This is a genomic window from Streptomyces sp. NPDC088387, from assembly GCF_044753385.1.
Taxonomy (GTDB): Bacteria; Actinomycetota; Actinomycetes; order Streptomycetales; family Streptomycetaceae; genus Streptomyces.
The window spans coordinates 579,110-599,829 of the sequence record NZ_JBIVNC010000001.1 but is presented as its reverse complement, the minus strand read 5'-3'; the positions used below and the strand labels follow the sequence as shown (position 1 = coordinate 599,829).

Annotated in this window: 17 protein-coding genes; 16 read left to right on the top strand and 1 reads right to left on the bottom strand. The window is 71.4% G+C overall.

The window, feature by feature from the left end:
* Positions 1 to 207 precede the first annotated feature (207 nt).
* The 16 genes from ACIQAC_RS02815 to ACIQAC_RS02740 all read left to right on the top strand — a co-directional run bounded on the left by ACIQAC_RS02815 (position 208) and on the right by ACIQAC_RS02740 (position 20,500).
* A complete protein-coding gene (locus tag ACIQAC_RS02815) occupies positions 208 to 468 on the top strand; it encodes a hypothetical protein (protein ID WP_402186342.1) in 261 nt (86 codons plus the stop codon).
* A gap of 15 nt (positions 469 to 483) precedes the next feature.
* Positions 484 to 756 carry a type II toxin-antitoxin system Phd/YefM family antitoxin gene (locus ACIQAC_RS02810; RefSeq protein ID WP_402186340.1) on the top strand — a complete coding sequence of 91 codons (273 nt, stop codon included), beginning with the start codon at positions 484 to 486 and terminating at the stop codon, positions 754 to 756.
* The gene (locus ACIQAC_RS02805; protein WP_402186338.1) at positions 753 to 1,016 is read left to right on the top strand and encodes a Txe/YoeB family addiction module toxin; all 264 of its coding nucleotides are present in this window, start codon (positions 753 to 755) and stop codon (positions 1,014 to 1,016) included. The genes ACIQAC_RS02810 and ACIQAC_RS02805 overlap by 4 nt, the downstream gene beginning before the upstream one ends.
* A 597-nt stretch (positions 1,017 to 1,613) precedes the next feature.
* On the top strand, positions 1,614 to 2,456 hold the full coding sequence (locus ACIQAC_RS02800; RefSeq protein WP_402186336.1) for a patatin-like phospholipase family protein: 843 nt from the start codon (positions 1,614 to 1,616) through the stop codon (positions 2,454 to 2,456).
* A 305-nt stretch (positions 2,457 to 2,761) separates the two neighbouring features.
* Entirely contained in the window at positions 2,762 to 3,481 is a 720-nt protein-coding gene (locus ACIQAC_RS02795) for a thioesterase II family protein (protein ID WP_402186334.1), read from the top strand.
* A gap of 28 nt (positions 3,482 to 3,509) precedes the next feature.
* Complete coding sequence (locus ACIQAC_RS02790; protein ID WP_402186332.1) at positions 3,510 to 4,445, top strand: 3-oxoacyl-ACP synthase; 936 nt, start codon at positions 3,510 to 3,512, stop codon at positions 4,443 to 4,445.
* A gap of 229 nt (positions 4,446 to 4,674) precedes the next feature.
* Positions 4,675 to 6,867, top strand: a complete 2,193-nt coding sequence (locus ACIQAC_RS02785) for an iron-containing redox enzyme family protein (RefSeq protein ID WP_402186331.1) — start codon at positions 4,675 to 4,677, stop codon at positions 6,865 to 6,867.
* The gene (locus ACIQAC_RS02780) at positions 6,867 to 8,048 is read left to right on the top strand and encodes an acyl-CoA dehydrogenase family protein (protein WP_402186329.1); all 1,182 of its coding nucleotides are present in this window, start codon (positions 6,867 to 6,869) and stop codon (positions 8,046 to 8,048) included. Before ACIQAC_RS02785 ends, ACIQAC_RS02780 begins: the two co-directional genes overlap by 1 nt.
* Positions 8,045 to 9,196, top strand: a complete 1,152-nt coding sequence (locus tag ACIQAC_RS02775) for a cytochrome P450 (RefSeq protein ID WP_402186327.1) — start codon at positions 8,045 to 8,047, stop codon at positions 9,194 to 9,196. The genes ACIQAC_RS02780 and ACIQAC_RS02775 overlap by 4 nt, the downstream gene beginning before the upstream one ends.
* 76 nt (positions 9,197 to 9,272) lie before the next feature.
* Positions 9,273 to 10,574 carry a lysine N(6)-hydroxylase/L-ornithine N(5)-oxygenase family protein gene (locus tag ACIQAC_RS02770; protein WP_402186326.1) on the top strand — a complete coding sequence of 434 codons (1,302 nt, stop codon included), beginning with the start codon at positions 9,273 to 9,275 and terminating at the stop codon, positions 10,572 to 10,574.
* 48 nt (positions 10,575 to 10,622) lie between these two features.
* Complete coding sequence (locus ACIQAC_RS02765) at positions 10,623 to 12,914, top strand: class I tRNA ligase family protein (RefSeq protein ID WP_402186324.1); 2,292 nt, start codon at positions 10,623 to 10,625, stop codon at positions 12,912 to 12,914.
* Positions 12,911 to 16,315 carry an amino acid adenylation domain-containing protein gene (locus ACIQAC_RS02760; protein ID WP_402186323.1) on the top strand — a complete coding sequence of 1,135 codons (3,405 nt, stop codon included), beginning with the start codon at positions 12,911 to 12,913 and terminating at the stop codon, positions 16,313 to 16,315. The genes ACIQAC_RS02765 and ACIQAC_RS02760 overlap by 4 nt, the downstream gene beginning before the upstream one ends.
* The gene (locus tag ACIQAC_RS02755; RefSeq protein ID WP_402186321.1) at positions 16,312 to 17,901 is read left to right on the top strand and encodes an AMP-binding protein; all 1,590 of its coding nucleotides are present in this window, start codon (positions 16,312 to 16,314) and stop codon (positions 17,899 to 17,901) included. The genes ACIQAC_RS02760 and ACIQAC_RS02755 overlap by 4 nt, the downstream gene beginning before the upstream one ends.
* Positions 17,894 to 18,172: a phosphopantetheine-binding protein gene (locus ACIQAC_RS02750; protein ID WP_402186319.1), complete on the top strand. Its 279-nt coding sequence runs from the start codon at positions 17,894 to 17,896 to the stop codon at positions 18,170 to 18,172. The genes ACIQAC_RS02755 and ACIQAC_RS02750 overlap by 8 nt, the downstream gene beginning before the upstream one ends.
* Positions 18,156 to 19,202: a C45 family autoproteolytic acyltransferase/hydolase gene (locus ACIQAC_RS02745; protein ID WP_402186318.1), complete on the top strand. Its 1,047-nt coding sequence runs from the start codon at positions 18,156 to 18,158 to the stop codon at positions 19,200 to 19,202. The genes ACIQAC_RS02750 and ACIQAC_RS02745 overlap by 17 nt, the downstream gene beginning before the upstream one ends.
* 41 nt (positions 19,203 to 19,243) lie before the next feature.
* On the top strand, positions 19,244 to 20,500 hold the full coding sequence (locus tag ACIQAC_RS02740; RefSeq protein ID WP_402186316.1) for a cytochrome P450: 1,257 nt from the start codon (positions 19,244 to 19,246) through the stop codon (positions 20,498 to 20,500).
* Here the strand turns inward: ACIQAC_RS02740 and ACIQAC_RS02735 are convergent.
* The gene (locus tag ACIQAC_RS02735) at positions 20,416 to 20,709 is read right to left on the bottom strand and encodes a hypothetical protein (RefSeq protein WP_402186314.1); all 294 of its coding nucleotides are present in this window, start codon (positions 20,707 to 20,709) and stop codon (positions 20,416 to 20,418) included. The two genes, ACIQAC_RS02740 and ACIQAC_RS02735, sit on opposite strands and share 85 nt — an antisense overlap.
* Between the last annotated feature and the right edge of the window lie 11 nt (positions 20,710 to 20,720).

Sequence of the window (20,720 nt, the reverse complement as noted above, 5' to 3'; positions counted from 1 at the left end):
TGCCTCTGACCGGCGTGCTGCGCCGTGGCTTTGGACCTGTGGGCCAGTGAGCGGGGCCAGGGTGTGACCTCTGGTCACAGGATCAATGCCTGTCTGGTTGGGGGGCTGTGCATTCGTTGAGCATGGCTGGGCCGGACGGCATCGGGTTCGTCGGGGTCGCTGTACGCGCCGACCGGCCCCGCGACGCCGGGACGCGGCCCCGGATCGGTGCTTGACAAGGTGGTGATCCGCTTGAGCGGCAATTCCGAGGCCCCCGAGGGGTTTCAGTGGCTGCGCTACGCGGGCGTGTTCGCGCTGTTGTTTCTCTTCGGGACCGAGACGTTTCTGGTCTCGCCCCTGCTGCCTACCATTTCCGACGACATCGGGGTAAGTGAGGCCGCCGCGGCCTCCAGCGCCTGCACCAAGGCGCCACCTGCCGAGTGGTACGGATTTCAGTACCAGTCTGGTACGATATTACGTACCGTTTGAGAAAGGTGGTCTGCCATGGGCCTCACCGCCAGCGAGGCGCGCAAGGAACTCTTTCCCCTGATCAAAAAGGTCAATGACGACCACGCGCCGGTACGTATCCACTCCAAGAACGGCGACGCCATACTCATGTCGGCGGAGGACTATGACGCCTGGCAGGAGACCATCTACCTGCTGCGCTCGCCGGCCAACGCCCGCCGCCTCATGGAGGCTGTCGCCCGTGATCGTGCGGGCCGGACAGGGGTCACCAAGACCCTTGAGGACCTCCAGGAACTGGCCGGTGAGGAGTGAGGGACGTCAACTTCGACCCGGCCGCCTGGGACGACCTCCTGCACTGGCTCGAGACCGACCGCAAGATGGTGCGCCGTGTCGTTCGCCTCATCGGCGAGATCCAGCGCGATCCGTTCAACGGCATCGGCAAGCCCGAACCGCTCAAGGGTGACCTGTCCGGCTACTGGTCGCGACGCATCGACGACGAACACCGACTCGTCTACCGGGCCGACGACAAACAGGTCAAGATCCTCAAAGCTCGATACCACTACACCGACTAGGGCCTGTCCGGCGGATCGGGCCGGAGACGCGGGGCCTGGCACGGCGTCCCCCACTGCCCGAAAGACGTGTCGGACCCCCGGCGGAGTTGTCGTCGGTGGCCGAATTCCCCACGCTCGGCTTCGTTCGCGCGGGAGGGGCCCCATCGCGTCGACTCCCTTCTCCGCCCTGCGCCTCGACGCACCAAGCCCCGCTCGCCCGCGTCGACATCGCACCGTCGTTTTCCTCCGGCCTGATCCGCCGGACACGCCCTGGCCGGAGTGTCCTCGACCAGTCGGCCACGGGCGCACGCGCAACTACAGCAACCCGCGCGTCGACGAGCTGCTCGCCTCGGCGGCTGCCTCCACCGACCAGGGCAAGCGTCGGGCGGACTACCGGCAGGCCTTGTCCCTGGTGACCGAGGACGCGCCCCGGCTGTTCGTCGTCAACGACCGCAATCCCCGCGCGCTGTCGCCGAAGGTGGGCGGGCTCGTACGCGCTGGTGACCCGGCTCAAGCGTCCGGAACTCGCGTACCGCCGGGGCTGGTAGCGGCTCAAAACCGCAGGTGCGCGGGTACGGCCACCACCCGGACACCCTTTTCCCGGCATATCATCGCCGGATGACTCGACGAGCACTGGTCCTCGGCGGTGGCGGAGTGGCGGGAGTCGCCTGGCAGACAGGGCTGTTGGCCGGTCTGGTCGAAGGCGGAGCCGGTGTGCTGGAGGCGGATCTGGTCGTGGGGACGTCCGCCGGGGCGGCGGTCGCCGCGCAGATCACCAGCGGGACCCCCCTCGCGGAACTCCTGGGGCGGCAGGTCAATCCGGCCCTTCAGACAACCGAGTTGACGTCCACCGTCGACCCGGACGACCTGATGATGCTGATGCTCGACGCCTACGACGGAGCCGCGGACGCCCTCGACGTGCGCCGCAGGCTGGGGGCCATGGCGCTGGCCGCGCCGACCGTGCCGGAGGCCGAGCGGCGCGCGGTGATCGCGGCGCGGCTGCCCTCGCACCGGTGGCCGTCGGCGCCGGAGCTGAGGATCGTCGCCGTCGACGCGGAGACCGGCGAGGAGCGGGTGTTCGGCCCCGGCCAGGACGTCGGCCTGGTGGACGCCGTGGCGGCCAGCTGCGCGGTGCCGGGGGTCTTCCCGCCGGTCAGCATCGGAGGGCGCCGCTACATCGACGGCGGCGTGCGCACCACGGAGAACGCCGACCTCGCCGCCGGCTGCGACCGGGTCCTGGTGCTCCAGGTCATCGTCGCCGCGGGCAGCGCCGACCTCGACGGCCAGCTCGCCGGGCTGCGCGAGCGGGGGGCGCGGGTCACGGTGATCCGTCCGGACGAGGCCGCCGTGGCGGCGATCGGGCCGGATCTGCTCGACCCCGCCGTGCGCGCGGCGGCGGCCCTCGCAGGCCACGCCCAGGGGCTGGCCGCCGCGCGGCCGACGGCCGAGTTCTGGCGTTAGTACGCCGGTGCCTCCGGGGGCGTGTTCGGGGGCGCACATCGCCGTGGCGCGCTGTTCCACGCGGTTCGGTGGCTCCCCGCGCCGACCCGCGCATTGCTTCGAACAGTGACCGGAATCGTTCGCACTGAATTTTCTCGGCCGTATTCAAACCTGTCCTGAATTCGCCGATCGGATTCGCGGAAGTTTTTCCGTGCCGGAATCCGGTCTTGACAAGTTCGTGCTAGGGCCAAGAATGTAATGGGTGTTCTGCTGATGTGCGCCTGACCGCTGCCCCCACCGTGTTTACGGCAGAAGGAGGAACGCCGATGGAAACGCGGCTCGACATGGCGCGCGCCGTGCCGGCCGGGTGGCCCCGCACCTACTGCTTCGCGCATGCGGGTGGCCGGGCTCAGGCGTTCGTCGACTGGCAGGAGGCACTGGCCGGAGTGACCGCCCTGGTCGCCGTCACACCCGCCGGACGCACCGGCATCGACGCGGTCTGCGAGCAGGCCGCCGAGGCGATCGCGGCCGACGGAGCCGGCCCGATCCTGCTGTTCGGCCACAGTCTGGGCGCGCTGATCGCGTTCGAGGTGGCCCGCAGACTCGGCGACCGGACCGCCCATCTGATCGCCTCCGGGTGTGTGGCGCCGAGCCTGCATCCGACCCCGCTCATGGTCGAGGTGGCGGCACTCGAAGGACAGCGCCTCACGGACGCCCTGGCCGTCTACGGCGGTCTGCGGCCGGAGATCCTGGCCGATCCGGAGTTGCAGGAGTTCATACTTCCCGACGTCCGGGCCGATTTCAGAATGGTGGCCGAATACCGGTATCGGCCCGCCGCCGCACTGTCCTGCGGCGTATCCCTGATCAATGGAGTGGACGATCCGCTGGTCCGTCCCGCCGACCTGGAGGACTGGACCGGTGAAAGCAGGGACGAGCCGGAGGAATTCTGGTCGGAGGGCGGTCACTTCTACTTCGAGAATTCTCCCGAAGCCGTGATCGATGTAATACGCCGTGCGGCCGAGGCGTTGCCGGTCGAGCTCATCTAGGCCGCTCCGCGGAGCGAGAAAGGAAAGCATGGCTGACCAGGTCCCGCTCAGCAAGGCCGTCGCATCCACCGGACTCCACCGGCCGGCCATGACCTCCGTCCACCTCGCCTCCCCCCGCTATCTGCTCGGCGAGATCGAGCAGGAGCACCACGAGATCCCCGGATTCGCCGAGCGGGTACGGGAGTACGGCATGCCGCCCGACCCCCGGCTGTGGGGCTGGGGCAAGGTCCGCCGCACCGAGAAGCCCCTGGAGCAGCTGGTCGTCGAGACCGGCAAGACGATCGTCGACTCGGCGGACGTGGACCTGCTGGTGCTGTGCTCGACCCGGTTCCCCGGCGACGCGCACACCCATGGCGGGTTCATGGAGACCGTGCTCAACGGCCTCGGCCTCGACTGTCCGTTCCTCGGCCTGACCCTCAACCGGTGCACCAACCTGGTGACCGGACTCGGCGTGGCCGAGGCGCTGGTCCGGGCGGGCCGGCACCACAACGTGCTGGTGATCACCGCGGACCGGATGGCCACGGAGAGCGCCCGCGTTGAGAACTTCGCCCTCTTCAGCGACGGCGCCGCGGGTTGTCTGGTCACCACGAGACCGGGCGACTACGAGATCCTCGGCTCCGCCACCGCGCAGGACCCCCGCGCCCTGGACTGGGGCAACGAGATCAGCGCCGACCTGTCCAGGCAGGTCAACGACGCCCTGCTGACCCCGCACGGCCTCACCCCCGGCGACCTGGCCGGCGTCCTGCACAACAACCTCTTCCTGCCGATCGTCGTGATGAAGGAACGCCTCGCCGGGTTCACACCCGCCCAGCTCGACACCACCAACACCGCGCGGACCGGCCACTGTTTCGCCGCCGACCCGCTGATCAACCTCGTCGACCGCCGCACCGCACCGGACGGGTACTACCTGCTGGCCACGAGCGTGCCGGGTTCCCGCGCGGCGATGCTGCTCCGCAGAACCTGACCCCGACCCGGTCCCCTTTCGACCCGCCCCCTCCCGACCCGGCTTCCCTCGACCCGGGCCCCACCGATCCGGGCCCCACCGACCTGGCCCCCGCCGACCCGGCCTCCCCGCGGCCCCCCGCCCGCCCCCCACGGCCCCGCCCTCCCGTGGCCCCGTCCCCCCACGGTCCCTGTCCGCGCCCACCACGGTCCTGACCCGCACTGCCCCAGGACCGTGCCCGGAGGTTCCGATGTCTGTCTTCACGCTGCCCGACCCGTTCGTCGTATCGCCCCTGTCCACCGCCGAGTTCGCCCCGGCCACCGTCACGGCCGTCGACGAGCTGATCGCCGCCGGGCCGCACGCCGTCTACCAACGGCTCGTCGCCGACCAGGAGTCCGAGCCGGTGTACCTCCTGGCCCGGCACGTACTGAACGGCTTCCTCGGTGGAGCGGGGGACACGACCGCGCGGGACGCCGACTCCGTCGCCGGGCGGACAGCGGACGTACGCCGGCGCATCACCGACCTCCTGCGCCCCCTGCGCGACGCCGAACCCCGGGTGCACACCCCCGTGCTGGCCCAGCGGGCCCCGCTCGCCCTGATCGGCGGCTGCTGGCTGGACTCCGTGTCGCAGCCCGCCACCCAGCCCTCGACCGTGGTGAACCGGCTGGTGGGCCAGCAGTTCGTGTGGCGCGGCGAGGGCAACCCCCGGCGCGGACTCCACCATGTGCGTGGCCATGCGCTGGAGGAGCAGGGGGTGTTCCTGCCGGACGTCATGGCACCGGACTTCCTGCGCCGGGCGGAGGCCCGACCGCTCACCGCGTGGCACGGCGCCTACCGCCTCGCCCTCGCCCGGCTGCCCGCCACGTTCCTGCCCGAGGTGCTGGGCACGCACTACGCGGTGACCGCGCTCGGCGTCGACGAACTCCTCCTCGGCACCCGCCCGATGCTCGCCGAGGCCGACCTGAGGGCCACCCTTGCCGACTACCTCGCCCTCGCCCCCGCACCGGTCAGGAGCCGGCTGCACACCGCAGTCACCCGCGCACTGGCGATGGAGTGGGAGCACGCCCGCCTGCTCGCCGAGGTCGGCGCGTGGCACGCGGGCCTCTCGCTGGACGCGCAGGTCGCGCACATCGTCGCCCGGCACGCCCCCTTCGCGGGAAAACAGCACCGCGAGGTCCGTGTCGCCCGCCGGCCACTGACCGAGTGGTTCGAGGACCCCGGGTTCGACCTGGCCGCGTTCGTCACCGCGTTCCGGGCGTCACCGCAGGTGAAACAGCGTGACGGCGCCTGCCGGTTCATGCGGGCCATCAAGTTCGGCGGCCCCATGTTCGGCATCTTCGACGAGCGGGAGGCGGCCACCTTCCAGCGGTGGGTGGACGCCATCGCCGCGGGACACCCGCCCGACACCGACCTCACCCCGAACACGGCCGGCGACGAAGCGGCACACACCCTCGCGCGCACGATCGCCCCCCGCCCGCCCGGGACAACACTGCGGCCCGCCACCCCCGCCGACGACCGGGACTTCCTCCACCGGCTCGTCAACATCGAGAACTTCCCCAACACCCTTGCCCGCGCCCGCGCCCACGCCGAGGACGGACTCGCCCGCGCCGAGATCCTCTTCGAGTACGGCGGTGACGGCGTCCTCACCGACGCCAGCTGGTTCGACTACTCGCCCGAGGCGCTGAACGACCGCGTCGACCGTATCTACTGGGACAAACTGGTCAACCCGTACCGGCCGTTGACCGAGATACCGGACCGCGACGAGGTGGTCTTCGGACAGAAGACCTTCGCGCTCGGCAGCATGATCGACGGCGCGTGGGCCCACCGTATCGGCGCGACCGGCCGCTACAGCCGGCGCAGCGACGGCATGCTCTACTCGATCTACGCCGACGAGATGGGCCGCGGCGATGTCACCAAGAACCACATCACCCTGATCTACCAGGTGCTGGCCAGCATGGACATCGAGGTGCCGCACCTGCGCGACCCCGACTTCCTCGACCAGGACGAACTGCCCGACCACCTCTACGGGTTCTCGCTGTTCCAGCTCAGCCTCGCCCTGTTCCCGGACTCGCTCTACGACGAGATCCTCGGCTACAACCTGGGCATCGAGATGTTCGGGCTCGGCACCCAGCGTATGCAGGAGATGGAGAAGCTCCGCCACCACGGCTTCGACATCGCCTACGAGGAGGCCCATCTCTCCATCGACAACCTCTCCGCCGGTCACGCCCGGCAGTCGGCCGAGATCGTCATCGCCTATCTGCACGACGTGGCGAAGGTGTCGGGAACGGACGCGGTGGCGGCGCACTGGGAGCGGATCTGGCGCGGCTACGCCTCCTTCGCCTACTTCGTCGAGCACACGCTGGTCGACGGCCTCGCGGAGTCCGAGGCCTTACGCGACTCCGAGCCCGAGCCCGAGCCCGAGACGGCGGATGTGATCATCTGATGGCGACGGCCACATCCCGCAGCACCTTCGACACGGGCATCCTCGCGCTGCCCCTCTACGAGGACCACCACCGCGAACTCGCCGCGCGCCTGGTGACCTGGTGCGATCGGCACCGGGACGTCCTCGTCGGCACCGGACCACCGGAAGCCACCTGCCTGCGGGTGCTGCGCGCGCTCGGAGCCGCGGGCTGGCTGGCGTTCCTCGACCGCCGCCCCGACGACTACCGCGCCCTGTGCCTGGTGCGCGAGGCGCTGGCCCACGTCGACGACCTCGCCGACCACGCGTTCGCCATCCAGGCCCTGGCGGCCACCCCGATCCGCCGGTTCGGCACCGACGAGCAGCGCCGCCGCCTGCTGCCGGGAATGGCCGAGGGCACCCTGTGCGGCGCCTTCGCGGTGTCGGAGGAGGCGGCGGGTTCGGACGTCGCCGCCCTGACCCTCGACGCGCGCGAGACCACGGACGGCTGGGTGCTCAACGGCGGCAAGGCGTGGATCGCCAACGCGGGCATCGCCGACGTCTACACGGTGATCGCGCGCACCGGCCCGGGGCCCGGCGCGTTCGGACTCACCGCGTTCCTGGTCCCGGCGGACACGCCCGGTCTGCACGTCGAGCCGGTGCCGATGATCGCGCCGCGGGCGCTCGGTCATCTGGCGTTCGACGACTGCGTGCTGCCGGCCGAGGCGCTGCTGGGCCGGCGCGGTGGCGGGTTCCCGATCGCGATGGAGGTGCTGGACCGGTTCCGGATGACCGTCGGCGCCGCCGCGCTCGGCTTCGCCCGCAGGGCCTTCGACGCGGCGCTGGCCAGGGCACGGGAGCGGCCCATGCTCGGCGGGAAGCTGTTCGATCTGCCCACCGTGCGGGCCACCTTCGCCGACATGGACGTCAGGCTCGACACGTCCGCGCTGCTGGTGGCCCGCTCCGCCTGGGAGATCGACCACGGCAGCCCGCACTACGCCCGGCACTCGGCGGTGGCCAAACTGCACGCCACCGAGGCCGCGCAGCAGATCGTCGACAGCGCGGTGCAGGTCTTCGGAGCGGCCGGGCTGGTGCGCGACAGCCTGATGGAGCGGCTGTACCGGCAGATCCGGTCCCTGCGGATCTACGAGGGCTCGTCGGAAGTACAGCAGGCGGTCATCGCGGCGGCGATCCCCGCGGACCGGACCCACCGAGAGGCATCATGACCCAGCCACGTCCCGTCACCCCCGGCATGGCCCCCGCCCACCCCGACCCCTATCCGTTCTACGCACGGCTGGTGGCCGAGCGGCCCTTCGGCCACGACGCCGACAGCGGACTGTGGGTGGCGGCCGGCGCGGCGGCGGTCTCCGAGGTGCTCGCCGATCCGGCCTGCCGGGTCCGGCCGCCCGCCGAGCCGGTGCCGCGCGGCATCCTCGGCACGCCGGCCGGCGAGGTGTTCGGCTCGCTGGTCCGGATGACCGACGGCGCCGCGCAGGCCCGGCGTAAGCGGATCCTCGGTACGGCCCTCGGCGCGGTCACCGAGGAGCGGGTGGTCGCGCTGGCCGTGGAGCACACCGGCCGGGCGACGGACTGGGCGGACCTCCAGTTCGAGGTGCCCGTGCGGGTGATGGCCTCCTTGCTCGGCCTCGACGGGGAGGTGTCCGCCGAGGCGGGGCGGCTCATCGGTGACTTCGTCCGGTGTGTTCCCGCGTCCGCGACCGCTGAGGACCAGGCCGCCGCGGCGGTCGCCGCGGCACGGCTGCTCGACCTGCTCGGCCCCCATCTGCACGCCGGGGGCGGTGGCCTGATCGGCGAACTGGTCCGCCTGACCGCCGACGCGGGCGAGGCCGAGACCGCGCCGCTGCTGGCCAACGTGATCGGCCTGCTGTCCCAGACCTACGACGCGACGGCGGCCCTGGTCGGCAACACCCTGCTGGCCCTGGCCCAGCACGGCCGCCCGGAGGAGCCGGTGGGGGAGCGGGACACCCCGGCCGCGCCGCCAGGCACCGCGCTCACCGACTTCGTCGCCGAGGTCGTCCGCCATGACGCGCCCATCCAGAACACCCGCCGGTTCGTGGCGGAGGCGACCACCGTCGCCGGGCAGCCGGTGCCGGCCGGCTCGGCGATCCTGCTGCTGCTCGCCGCGGCCAACCGCGATCCGCTGGCCAACCCCGACCCGCACACGTTCCGCCCCGGCCGGGCGGACCCGCGGGTGTTCACGTTCAGCCGGGGCGCCCACCGGTGTCCCGGCCACGCCATCGCCACCGCGATCGCCGTGGGCGTGGCCGCCACGGCGACCGGAACGCCCTCCCACGAGGGCCATCTGCCCTCACCCAACGCCCGCATCCCCGTCCTGAAAGGGCAGTTCCGATGACCCGATTACGGCTCAGGCACAAGGTGCGAGGCACCCGGCGTGTGGAGTCCCCGGACGAGAGCGGGGGCGGCCGCGCATGACCGACAAGCACTTCGGCGTGCTCGGCATAGGGGTGGGCCCGGCCAATCTCAGCCTCGCCGCGCAGCTGTACCCGTACCGGGACCTGCCCAGTGTGTTCCTGGACCGCAAGGAGACCTTCGGCTGGCACGACGGCCAGCAGATACCCGGCACCTCGCTCCAGGTGTCGATGGTGAAGGACCTGGTCAGCCTGGCCGACCCGACCAGCCAGTTCTCGTTCCTGAACTACCTGCACGACCAGGGGCGGATCTACCACTTCGTCAACGCCCAGTTCGACGCCGTACCGCGCCAGGAGTTCCGCAACTACCTGGAGTGGGCCAGCCGGCACATGAAGAACATCGTGTTCGGCGAGGACGTCAGATCCGTCGACTTCGACGGGGTCTTCCACGTACGCACCGACGAACGGGTGCTGACCGCCGACAACATCGCCGTCGGCATCGGCAGGAAACCCTGGATCCCGCCGGCCGGCCAGGGGCGGCACACACCCAGCCAGTTCCATGTGGGCGAGTTCGTCGACAAGGCCGTGGGCCTCGGCGGCAAGCGCGTGGTCGTGGTGGGCGGCGGACAGTCCGGCGCCGAGGCGTTCCTCGACCTGATCTCCCGGGAGGGCGCCGAACTCCCCAGCCGCGTCTCCTGGTTCTCCCGGCGCCGCAACTTCCTGCCCATCGACGACTCACCGTTCACCAACGACTTCTACATGCCGTGCTACTCCGAGTACTTCTACGGCCTGGAGCGGGAGACCCGCGAGCGGATCAACCAGGACAACCTCCTGTCCAGCGACGGCATCTCCGAGTCCACCCTGCGCGCGATCTACCAGCGGACCTACCACCACCGGTTCATCGCCCGCTCGCCCGGACTGATCAGGCTGTACCCGAACCGGGAGATCACCGGCGTGACCGAGGCCGGCCCGGCGTGGGAGCTGACCGTGGTCAACAAGGACCGGCCCGCGGAACCCCAGCACGTCCAGACCGACGTGATCATCTGGTCGACCGGCTTCCACACCGGCCCGCTGGAACTGCTCGCCCCCCTCGCGGACCGGCTCGAACACGACGGCGCCGAGTACCGGGTGGACCAGGACTACGCGGTGCGCTGGGACGGCCCCGGCGACCGCAACATCTTCATCCAGAACGGCACCTCGGCCCAGCGCGGCCTCGCCGACAAGAACCTCAGCCTGCTCGCCTGGCGCAGCCAGCGCATCGTCGACCGGCTGCGCGGAGTGCAGCGGGAGCAGCAGCTCTCCTCCTTCGTCGCGTGGGCCGACGACGCGAGCGAGCCGGACGAACTGCGAAGGAGCGTCTGACATGGCGTCCGACATGGCCCCGGACACGAATGTGAGGAAGGGTTCGCGATGAGGATCGACACCTACGACCCCGCGGCGCTCGGTGACGCCTTCGGCATCGACATGAGCACCATCGACCTCCCCGGAGTCGAGGGACTGGGAGCGGGCTGGGGACGGGTGACACCCGGCAACCGCTCCGACCCCCACCAGCACGACGAGATCGAGATGTTCGTCATCGTCTCCGGCAGCGGCGAGATCGCCGTGGACGGCGCCCGGCATCCGGTGGCGCCCGGCACGGTCGTCAAGTTCGACCCGTTCGAGACCCATGTCATCGACAACACCGGTGACACCGACATCGTCTTCGTGACCTGCTACTGGCGCGAGCCCCGGCACGCCGGGACCGTGGCCGCGCGCCCCGGCCGGCGGCGCTTCGGTGAGCGCCCGGTGTTCGTCTTCTCCACCCCGCCGACCCCCAACGGCGACCTGCACCTCGGGCATCTGTCCGGACCATACCTGGGCGCGGACGCGTTCGTCCGGTTCCAGCGGATGAGGGGCGTACGGGCCTGGCACCTGACCGGCAGCGACGACTACCAGAGCTACGTCGTCGCCAAGGCGGCCCAGGAGGACCGCACCCCGCAGGAGGTCGCCGCGCACTACGGCGCCGAGATCGCCACCACGCTGGAGCTGATGGACATCCGGCCGGACCGCTTCACGGTGACCAGCACCGACCCCGGATACCAGGAGGGCCTGCGCGACTTCTTCGCCGCGCTGGAGAGTTCGGGACGGGTCGCCCGGCGGGAACTGCCCGCCCTGTTCGACGAGGAGAGCGGCCGCTACCTCTACGAGGTCGACGTGGCCGGCACCTGCCCGTCCTGCGCGGCCGCCACCAACGGCAACATCTGCGAGGAGTGCGGCGAACCCAACACGGCCGCCGACCTCGTCGAGGCACGCAGCAACCTGTCGGGGCGGGTCCGTACGGGCAGCCTGGCGCGGCACACACTCGCGCTGCACGAGTTCCGCGAGGTCGTCGCCGACCACCACCGGCTCGGCCGGGTCCCCGCCCGGCTGCGGGAACTCGCCGAGCGGGTCTTCGCCCGCGACTCCTTCGAACTGCCGCTCAGCCACCCCGCCCAGTGGGGTGTGTCACCCCGCGGCGCCGACGACCAGGTGATCTGGGTGTGGCCGGAGATGTCGTACGGCTTCCTGCACGGCATCGCCGGACTCGGCGAGCGGATCGGCGAGCCGTGGCACGCCGACAAGCCGGACCAGGACTGGAAGATCGTCCACTTCTTCGGCTACGACAACAGCTTCTACCACGCGATCCTCTACCCGGTGCTGTACCGGCTGGCGTTCCCGGGCTGGGAGCCGGACATCGACTACCACGTCAACGAGTTCTACCTCCTCGACGACCAGAAGTTCTCCACCAGCCGGCGCCACGCGGTGTGGGGCAAGGAGATCCTCACGCCGGAGACGGTGGACGCGGTCCGGTTCTACCTGTCCCGCACCCGCTCCGAGGGCGCGCGCACCAGCTTCGAGCGCGACGCCTACACCGCCACCGTGCGCGAGGTGCTGATCGACGGCTGGCAGGGCTGGCTCGACGACCTCGGCCACCGGCTGAACACGCGGTACGGCGGTGTGGTCCCGGACGCCGGGATCTGGACCCCCGAACACACCGCGTTCTACGCCCGGTTGGGCGGGCGCCGCACGGCCCTGACCGGACATCTCGGCCAGGACGGGTTCTCCCTGCGGGCCGCCGCCGCCGAACTGGAGGGGCTGGTCGCCGACGCGCGGGCGTTCGCCGAGCGCGAGGAGATCCTCGCCGGCGCGGCCGGGTGGCAGTCCGAGAACCGTACGGCGATCGCCCTCGAACTCGCCGCGGCCCGGCTGCTGTCGAGGGCCGCCACGCCGGTCGTGCCGCGTTTCGCGGGCCGGCTCGCGGCCCTGCTGGGCGACGAGGGCGAGGCGGTGTGGCCGGACACGGTGGAACTGGTGCCGGCCGGGACCGAGGTGGACCTGACGGGCCAGGTGTTCTTCGTCGCCGAGCCGCCCACCACCGTTTCCCAGGACACGACTCAGGCCCTGTCTCAGGACCCCCCACCCGACCAACTCCCCTGGTTCACCGACCTGATCCGCACCACGCTCGGTCTGCCGGCGGACGCGGTCGTCGGGGACAGGACGCTGCACGAACTCGGAGCGTCCTCGTTGCAGCTGGTCGCGGTGCAGTACCAGATCCTCGAACGGCTCGACGTCGACGTTCCCATGGAGGAACTGCACTCCGAGCGGAACGTCACCGAACTGGGCCGCCGGCTTGCGGCGACCGAGGCGATGGGCGAGGCCGACTCCGAGGTGGTGGACCGGTGAGCGACTACCTGGCGGTACTGGAAGAGATCGGCGCCCGCGGCCTGAGCATCGTCGCCGCCGGGCCGGACCTGCGGCTTCAGGGGCCGCGCGAGCGGGTGGACGCCGACCTCGTCGGCCGGATCAAGGCCGTCAAGTCCGAGCTGATCGCCCATCTCACCCCCGATCCCGGGATCGCCCTGACCCCGTTGCAGCAGGGCTATCTGGCGGGCCGGGACGAGGTGTTCGAACTGGGCAACGTGGCCAGTTACGTCTACCACGAGATCGAGGGCCACTGGGATCTCGACCGGCTCCAGGACGCGCTCAACACCGTGGTCGCACGGCACGACTGTCTGCGCACCCGGTTCACCCAGGCGCAGACCCAGGCCCGGCAGCCGCAGGTCGAGATACGGATCGGCCGGGTCGATCTGCGGGACGACGACGGCACCGGCCTCGCGGCCCAACGCGCCCGCTGGACACACCGGATGCTGCCGACCGCCCAGGCACCGCTCGTCGCGGCCGAGGTGTCGCTGCTCGCCGGGGACCGGATGGCCCTGCACGTCGGGCACGACGGCCTGGTGATGGACGGGATCAGTATGTTCCTGTTCTTCCGTGCCTGGTGGGCGAGTTACACGGGCTCGGGCGAGGAGCCGCCGGCCGGCGAGGAGGCCTCGTTCGAGACCTACATCGCCGGTCTGGAGACCGCCCGCACCCGCAAGACCTACGGCAGGGCGAAGGCGTACTGGCTGGAGCGGCTCGACAGCGGCAGCCTGTGGGGACATCCCGAACTGCCCCTCGCGAAAAGCCCGTCCGCGATCACCGCACCACGCTTCTCCCAGCGTGTCGTGCGGGTGCCGGCGGAGCGCTGGGCCCGGCTGAAGGAGCACGCCGCCGCGGCCGGTGTCACCCCGTCCGGCCTGCTGTTCGCCGCCTACGCCGAAACCCTCGCCTGCTGGGGCGCGGGCCCCCGCTTCACCCTGACCACCACGGTCGCCAACCGGCCGCCGGTCCACCCGCGGATCCTGGAGTCGATCGGGCAGTACAGCGACCCGATGCTCGTCGCCGTCGAACTCGACCGGGGTGTGCCCTTCGCCGAGCGGGCCAAGGCGGTGCAGGAGCGGCTGCGCACCGACCTCGACAACCGGCACTTCTCCGGCATCGAGGTACTGCGTGAACTCGGCCTGCGCGCCGGCGGCCAGCCGCGGATGCCGTTCACCTTCAACAGCGCCATCGGCTATCCGCTCGCGGACGTCGACGGCTCCGCCCTCGAACTCTTCGGACCCGAGGTGCACACGGTCAGCCAGACCCCGCAGACCTGGCTGAACGTCTTCGCCATGGAGCAGCACGGCAACGTCGTCGTCCAGCTCGACGGCGTCGACGAACTGTTCCCGCCGGGACTGCTCGACGATCTGGCGCAGGGCTACCAGCGGCTGCTCGACCTGCTCACCGACGAGAGCGAGTGGCACCACCACCACTTCGACCTGCTCCCCGCCGAGCAGCGCGAGCGCAGGCGCGCCGCCAACGACACCGACCGGCCACGGCCGCAGGAACTGCTCCAGGAACCGTTCGTGGCGCACGCGCTGCGCAGCCCGCAGGCACCGGCGGTGATCACCTCCACCGGTGGGCTGAGCTACGGCGAGCTGTACCGGCGGGCCCGTGCCACGGCGGCCCGGCTGCGCGCCGAGGGCGTCGGGCGCGACGAACTCGTCGGCCTGGTCATGACCCGGGGGCCCGAGCAGATCGTCGGCATCATGGCCACGCTTCTCGCGGGCGCGGCCTATCTGCCGGTCGACGCGGACCTGCCCGCACGCAGGCTGCGGGACCTCCTGGACCACGGCGAGGTGCGCCGTGTGCTCACCAACTCCGGCTGGAGCGACCCGTCCGGCCGGCGCACGGTGATCGCCCTGGACTGCGCCACCGACCTGGACGCCACCGACCTGGACGGCACAGAGCCGGACGCCACGGAGCCGGACGCCACGGAGCCGGAAGGCACTGGACCGCACGCCACCGAACCGCACGCCACCGAACCCGACGCCACCGGCCCGGTAACCGGCGCCCACCCCGACGACCTCGCCTACGTCCTGCCCACCTCCGGCACCACCGGCACGCCGAAGGGTGTGATGGTCAGCCATCGCAGTGTGGCCAACGTCGTCGCCGACTGCACCCGGCGCTTCCAGGTCGGCCCGCACGACCGGCTGTTCGCGATCAGCGCCTTCAGCTTCGACCTGTCCGTCTACGACGTGTTCGGCGCCCTGTCCACCGGCGCCGCGCTGGTGCTGCCCGACCACAGCAGGGCCGCCGACCCCGCGCACTGGCTGGAGATGTGCGAGCGCGCCGGTGTCACCGTGTGGAACTCGGTGCCGCAGATCGTCGCCCTGCTGCACGACCAGGCCCTCGCGGACGGCAGCTCCGCGCTCGCCGGCCTGCGTCTGGTGATGATGAGCGGCGACCGCGTCCCGCCGGAGCTCCCGGGCGCGCTGCGGGCGAGCCTGCCCGGCGCCGACGTGGTCTGCCTCGGCGGCCCGACCGAGACCACGGTCTGGAACGTCGTACACCCGACCGGTCCGGACGAGGACACCTCCCGGAACATCCCGTACGGGCGGCCCAACGACAACAACAGGGCGTATGTCCTCGACGCCGACGGACTGGACCTGCCGGACTGGGTGACCGGCGAGATCTTCGCCTCCGGGACCGGCCTGGCCCGCGGGTACTGGAAGGACGAGCGGGCCACCGACGAGCGGTTCTCCTTCGACCGCCGGCGCGGTGTACGGCTCTACCGGACCGGTGACCTCGGGCGCTATCTGCCCTCCGGGGAACTGGACATCGTCGGCCGGGCGGACTTCCAGCTCAAGGTCAACGGCTACCGGATCGAGGCCGGCGAGGTGGAGACACGGCTCGTCGCGCTGCCCGGCGTACGGCAGGCCGTGGTGGTGCGCGGGCCGGGCGGCCGGGGTGACCGGCTGGTCGCGCACCTGGTGCCGAGCGACCCCGGCCGGCAGGTGCCCGACGGTGAGCGGCGGGGCGTGGCGGACGAGCTGCGGGCCGCACTGCGCGACCGACTGCCCGAGTACATGGTGCCGTCCGCCGTGGTGTGGCACGACAGCCTGCCGCTCACCGGCAACGGCAAGGTCGACCGGGCGCGGCTGGCCGACGGCGACGTGCCCGAGGCGGCGCCCGTCGTCTCCGGCGACACGGCCCCCGCGGAGGGCGTCGAACGCGAACTCGCCGAGCTGTGGGCGAGTGTGCTCAAGGTGCCCGAGGTGGACGCCCTGACCCCGCTGACCGACATCGGCGCCGACTCGCTCGCCGCGGCCCGCATCCTGGCCGGGGTCCGCAAGCGGTACAAGGTCACCATCCCGCTGTCGGAGCTGGTGCGGGTCAACACCGTACGGGCGATGGCCGGCCGGATCCGGGGTGCGCGATGAGTGTGCTCGACCGGCTGGTCGCGGGTCCGCCGCGGCCGGGCAACCGGCTGTCGGTGGCCCGCCTGGGCGCCACCGAGTCCTGGGACCTCACCGAGGTGTGGGACATGTCGGGCCGGGTCGCCCGTCATCTGCTCGGCCTCGGGGTCCGCCCCGGCGACCGGATCGGCGTCCTCGCGGCCAACTCCCTGGAGTGGGTGCTGCTCGACCTCGCCGCACTGCGGATCAAGGCGGTCACGGCCGGCCTCGACCCCGGCAAGTTCGACACGACCGGCACCGAACTCGTCACCCGCTACGGCCTCACACTGCTCTTCACCGACCAGGACAAGGACACCGACCGGGACGAGCACACCGACCGGGACGAGCACACTGACCGGGACGAGCACACCGACCGGGACGAGCACACCGGCCACGACGAGCACACCGGCCGCGTCCTCTCCACCGCCACCCTGCGCGGCCTCCCGCCCACCGGCGCCCCCCTACCCGCCGTGACGTGGGAGCCGCACGAGGCGCCCGCGCTGAAGTTCACCTCCGGCAGCAGCGGCCCCGCCAAGTCGCTGCTGGCGAGCGCGGGAAGCATCGACGACTCGCTCGCCGCCGTGCAGGACATGTTCGCGCACGGCCCCGGCGACGACCTGTTCGTGTTCCTGCCGCTCTCCCTGCTCCAGCAGCGGTACTGGGTGTACTCGGCGTTCGTGCACGGCCACGACGTCACGATCAGCACCTACGAGGCCGCCTTCGCCACCCTGCGCCGGGCACGGCCGACGGTGGTCATGGGCGTGCCCGGCTTCTACGAGACGGCACGCGCCCACCTCGAAGCCCGCACCGCCCGCACCGGAGCCGCCCCCGCCGAAGTCGCCGCCGAGCTCTTCGGCGACCGGATCCGCTATCTGTGGACGGGCTCCGCACCGGCCGACCCGGACACCCTCCGCCGTCTGACCGAGGCCGGCCTGCCCGTCTTCGAGGGCTACGGCCTCAACGAGACCTGCATCGTCACGAAGAACCACCCCGGCGCCCACCGGCCCGGCAGCGTCGGCCAGGTCCTGCCCGGCAAGGAGGTCTTCATCGACGCGGACGGGGTCGTCAACGTCCGCGCCGACCACCCGGTGGCCACCCGCTACGAACACGCCCGGCCCGGCGATTCGGCGGCGATGTTCCGGCCCGGCGGAATCGTGCGCACCGGCGACCTGGGCCGCCTCGACGCGGACGGCTATCTGTTCGTGCACGGCCGCGCGGACGACGTGATCGTGCTCGACAACGGCAAGAAGATCGTCGTACGGCCGATCGAGGAACGCCTCAGGGCCAGCCCGCTGATCGAGAACTGTGTGGTGACCAACGCCTCCCAGCGGCAGCTCGTCGCCATCGTGTCGCCCACCGAACAGCCGGTGGACGCCGAGCTGATCGCGGCGGCGCTGCGGCAGGCCAACGCCGGGCTCGACCACGACGAGCAGATCGCCAAGGCCGTACTGGCCGACCGGTTCACCGTCGACAACGGGCTGCTCGGCTCCCAGTTCAAGCCCCGACGCCGGCAGATCGAGGCACGCTACCGCGCCCTCGTCATCGACCCCGAGGAGGGAATCCGTGCCTGACACCAGGGAATCCGAGCCCCACACCATCGAGGCGGCGGCGCGCACCGCGCTCGCCGACGCCCTGCCGCACCACCCGCCGCCGGAGACCATCGACCGGGACACCCCGCTCGACCACCTCGGCCTCACCTCGCTCAACAAGGTGCTGTTCCTGACGTCGGTGTGCGACGACACCAACGTCGGGCTGCACCACTTCACCGAACACGACCTCGCCGCGATGCGCACCCTCGGACAGGTCGTCGAGGCGCTCTCCCGGCATGCCGGGCCGGCCTGAGATGCCCACACCCCCCGAGGTGGCGCACATCGTCGCCCGAGGCGAGCCGTACGACCTCGGGCTCGCGCACGGCGCCGCCCTGAAGGAGCGGCTGCGCGCCTTCCTCGACGACGGTGTGGCCCGCCTCAACCACCTGCTGCCCGACCCCGTTTCGGTGGCCGGCCTCTCCGGCACGCTCGCCGCCCACCGCGCGCACATCACCCGCTCGACACCCCGTCTCGCCGAGGAGATCGCCGGACTCGCGGCCGGCGCCGGCCTGACCCCGGACGAGGCCACGCTGCTGCAACTGCGCCGCGAGATCATGGGATACCGGCGGATCCCCACCCGCGGCGACTGCACCACGTACGCCCGGCCCGGGTTGCTCGCGCAGACCGTGGACCTCAACGGCGATCTGGACGACCAGATCGCCGTCCTCGACGTCGGTCAACGCGGCCGCAGGGCCCTGGTGCTGAGCTTCGCCGGGCTGCTCGGCTATCTCGGTGTCAACGACCGGGGTCTCGCCGTCGGACTGAACCTGGTCCTCGGCGGGCGGTGGGGGCCGGGTGTGCCGCCGTATCTGATTATCCGTCAACTCCTTGACACCGCCGACTCGGTGGAGTCGGCCGTCGCTGTGCTGCGCTCGCTGCCTTTCGCCAGTTCCCGCACGATCGTGCTCGCCGACGCCGTCACCACCGCCTGCGTGGAGGTCGTCGGCGACGAGTACCGGGTGCTCGGGGCGCGCGAGTCGGTGCACACCAACCACTTCCTCGACCCGGACTTCGTCCCGCGCGACGAGCTGAACGTCTTCGCCCGCAACTCCTCGCTGCGCCGCTTGCGCACGGCCGAGTCCGCGCTGCGGGACCTGCCCGCGGACGCGGACCCCGAGCAGCACTTCGCGCTGCTGTCCCAGCCCCCGATCCGTGTCCCCGACGACGGTGACATCCGCCGCGAACGCACGGTCGCCGCCGTCGTCCTCGACCCGGTGAACGGGGCACTGCACCTGCGGCCGGGCGACCCCCTGCTCGCCGGCACGCTGACCCACACCCTCTGACGCCCCGTGACGTTCTCCGACCCGAACTGGAGGCCGAGCCCGTGAAAGACCTGCCCATCCGTGCGATGCCGGACGACCTGGACGCCGTGAACCTGGGAGACCCGCAGACCTTCGCGGACCACGACCTGAGCGAGTACTGGCGCACCCTCCGCGCCACCCGCCCGCTCTACCGGCACCCGGCGGTCGGGGACGCCCCCGGCTTCTGGGTGCTCAGCCGCTACGACGACATCGTCGCCCTCTACCGGGACAACGTCACCTTCACCTCGGAGCGCGGCAACGTCCTGATCACCCTGCTCGGCGAGGGCGACTCGGCGGCCGGGCAGATGGTCCCGGTGACCGACGGCCACCGCCACAAGGAGCTGCGCAACGTCCTGCTGAAGGCGTTCTCGCCCCGGGTGCTGAGCCGGATCGGCGACCATGTCCGCCGGACCACCCGGACCCTGCTGGCCGAGGCGGTGGACCGCGGCTCCGGCGACTTCGCGCTGGACGTCGCGAGCAAGATCCCGATGGCGACGATCTGCGACCTGCTCGGGGTGCCCAGCCAGGACCGGGACTACCTGCTCACCCTCACCAAGTCCGCGATCAGTTCGGACGACTCGGGGGAGTACTCCGACGCGGCCGACGCCGCCCGCAACAACATCCTCCAGTACTTCCTCGGCATGGTCGACGAGCGCCGGGCCGAGCCGACGGACGACGTGGTCAGCGTGCTGGCCGGCAGCACCATCGACGGCGAGCCGCTCAGCGACGACGAGATCGTCCTCAACTGCTACAGCCTGGTACTCGGCGGCGACGCGACCAGCCGGCTGGCGATGATCGAAGCCGTGCACAGCTTCAGCGCCAACCCGGACCAGTGGGCCGCGTTCAAGCGGGGTGACGTGCCGGTCAAGCAGGCCACCGAGGAGGTGCTGCGCTGGTCCACACCGACCATGCACTTCGGCCGCACCGCGACCCGGGACACGGAGATCCACGGCACCCCGATCAAGGAGGGCGAGGTCGTCACGGTGTGGAACGTCTCCGCCAACCGCGACGAGCGCGTCTTCGACCACCCGGACCGCTTCCTCGTCGACCGGTCGCCGAACAAGCACATCGCGTTCGGACACGGCCCGCACTACTGCATCGGCGCGTACCTGGCACGGCTGGAGATCTCCGAAGTACTGCTCGCGCTGAGGGACTTCACCGACGGGTTCGAGCTCGCCGGGCCGGTCCGCCGGATCTACTCCAACCTTCTCACCGGGATCAGCAGCCTGCCGGTGCGCTTCGACCCGGTCTCCGCCGAGGTGGAGGAGCTGGTGCTCTGAGGCGCCGGGGCGCCCACCGGCTCCGCGTCACGCTCCGGGTCGCTCTGCACCAGCAGGAGCACCACGCCGGCGACCGCGAAGACAGCCGCCGGCACACTCGCGCCGACAAGACCGGCGAGCGCCGCGAGGACCAGGGCGCGCACCGCGAGCACACGCAGCAGCCGTGCCGAGTCGGATGACGAGGTGTCCACTTTTGCCGAGGTGTCCACTGTGCCGCTCC

Coding starts and splice junctions, on each gene's coding strand:
- ACIQAC_RS02810 (WP_402186340.1), top strand. CDS start 484: ATGGGCCTCACCGCCAGCGAGGCGCGCAAGGAACTCTTTCCCCTGATC.
- ACIQAC_RS02800 (WP_402186336.1), top strand. CDS start 1,614: ATGACTCGACGAGCACTGGTCCTCGGCGGTGGCGGAGTGGCGGGAGTC.
- ACIQAC_RS02795 (WP_402186334.1), top strand. CDS start 2,762: ATGGAAACGCGGCTCGACATGGCGCGCGCCGTGCCGGCCGGGTGGCCC.
- ACIQAC_RS02790 (WP_402186332.1), top strand. CDS start 3,510: ATGGCTGACCAGGTCCCGCTCAGCAAGGCCGTCGCATCCACCGGACTC.
- ACIQAC_RS02785 (WP_402186331.1), top strand. CDS start 4,675: ATGTCTGTCTTCACGCTGCCCGACCCGTTCGTCGTATCGCCCCTGTCC.
- ACIQAC_RS02780 (WP_402186329.1), top strand. CDS start 6,867: ATGGCGACGGCCACATCCCGCAGCACCTTCGACACGGGCATCCTCGCG.
- ACIQAC_RS02775 (WP_402186327.1), top strand. CDS start 8,045: ATGACCCAGCCACGTCCCGTCACCCCCGGCATGGCCCCCGCCCACCCC.
- ACIQAC_RS02770 (WP_402186326.1), top strand. CDS start 9,273: ATGACCGACAAGCACTTCGGCGTGCTCGGCATAGGGGTGGGCCCGGCC.
- ACIQAC_RS02765 (WP_402186324.1), top strand. CDS start 10,623: ATGAGGATCGACACCTACGACCCCGCGGCGCTCGGTGACGCCTTCGGC.
- ACIQAC_RS02755 (WP_402186321.1), top strand. CDS start 16,312: ATGAGTGTGCTCGACCGGCTGGTCGCGGGTCCGCCGCGGCCGGGCAAC.
- ACIQAC_RS02745 (WP_402186318.1), top strand. CDS start 18,156: ATGCCGGGCCGGCCTGAGATGCCCACACCCCCCGAGGTGGCGCACATC.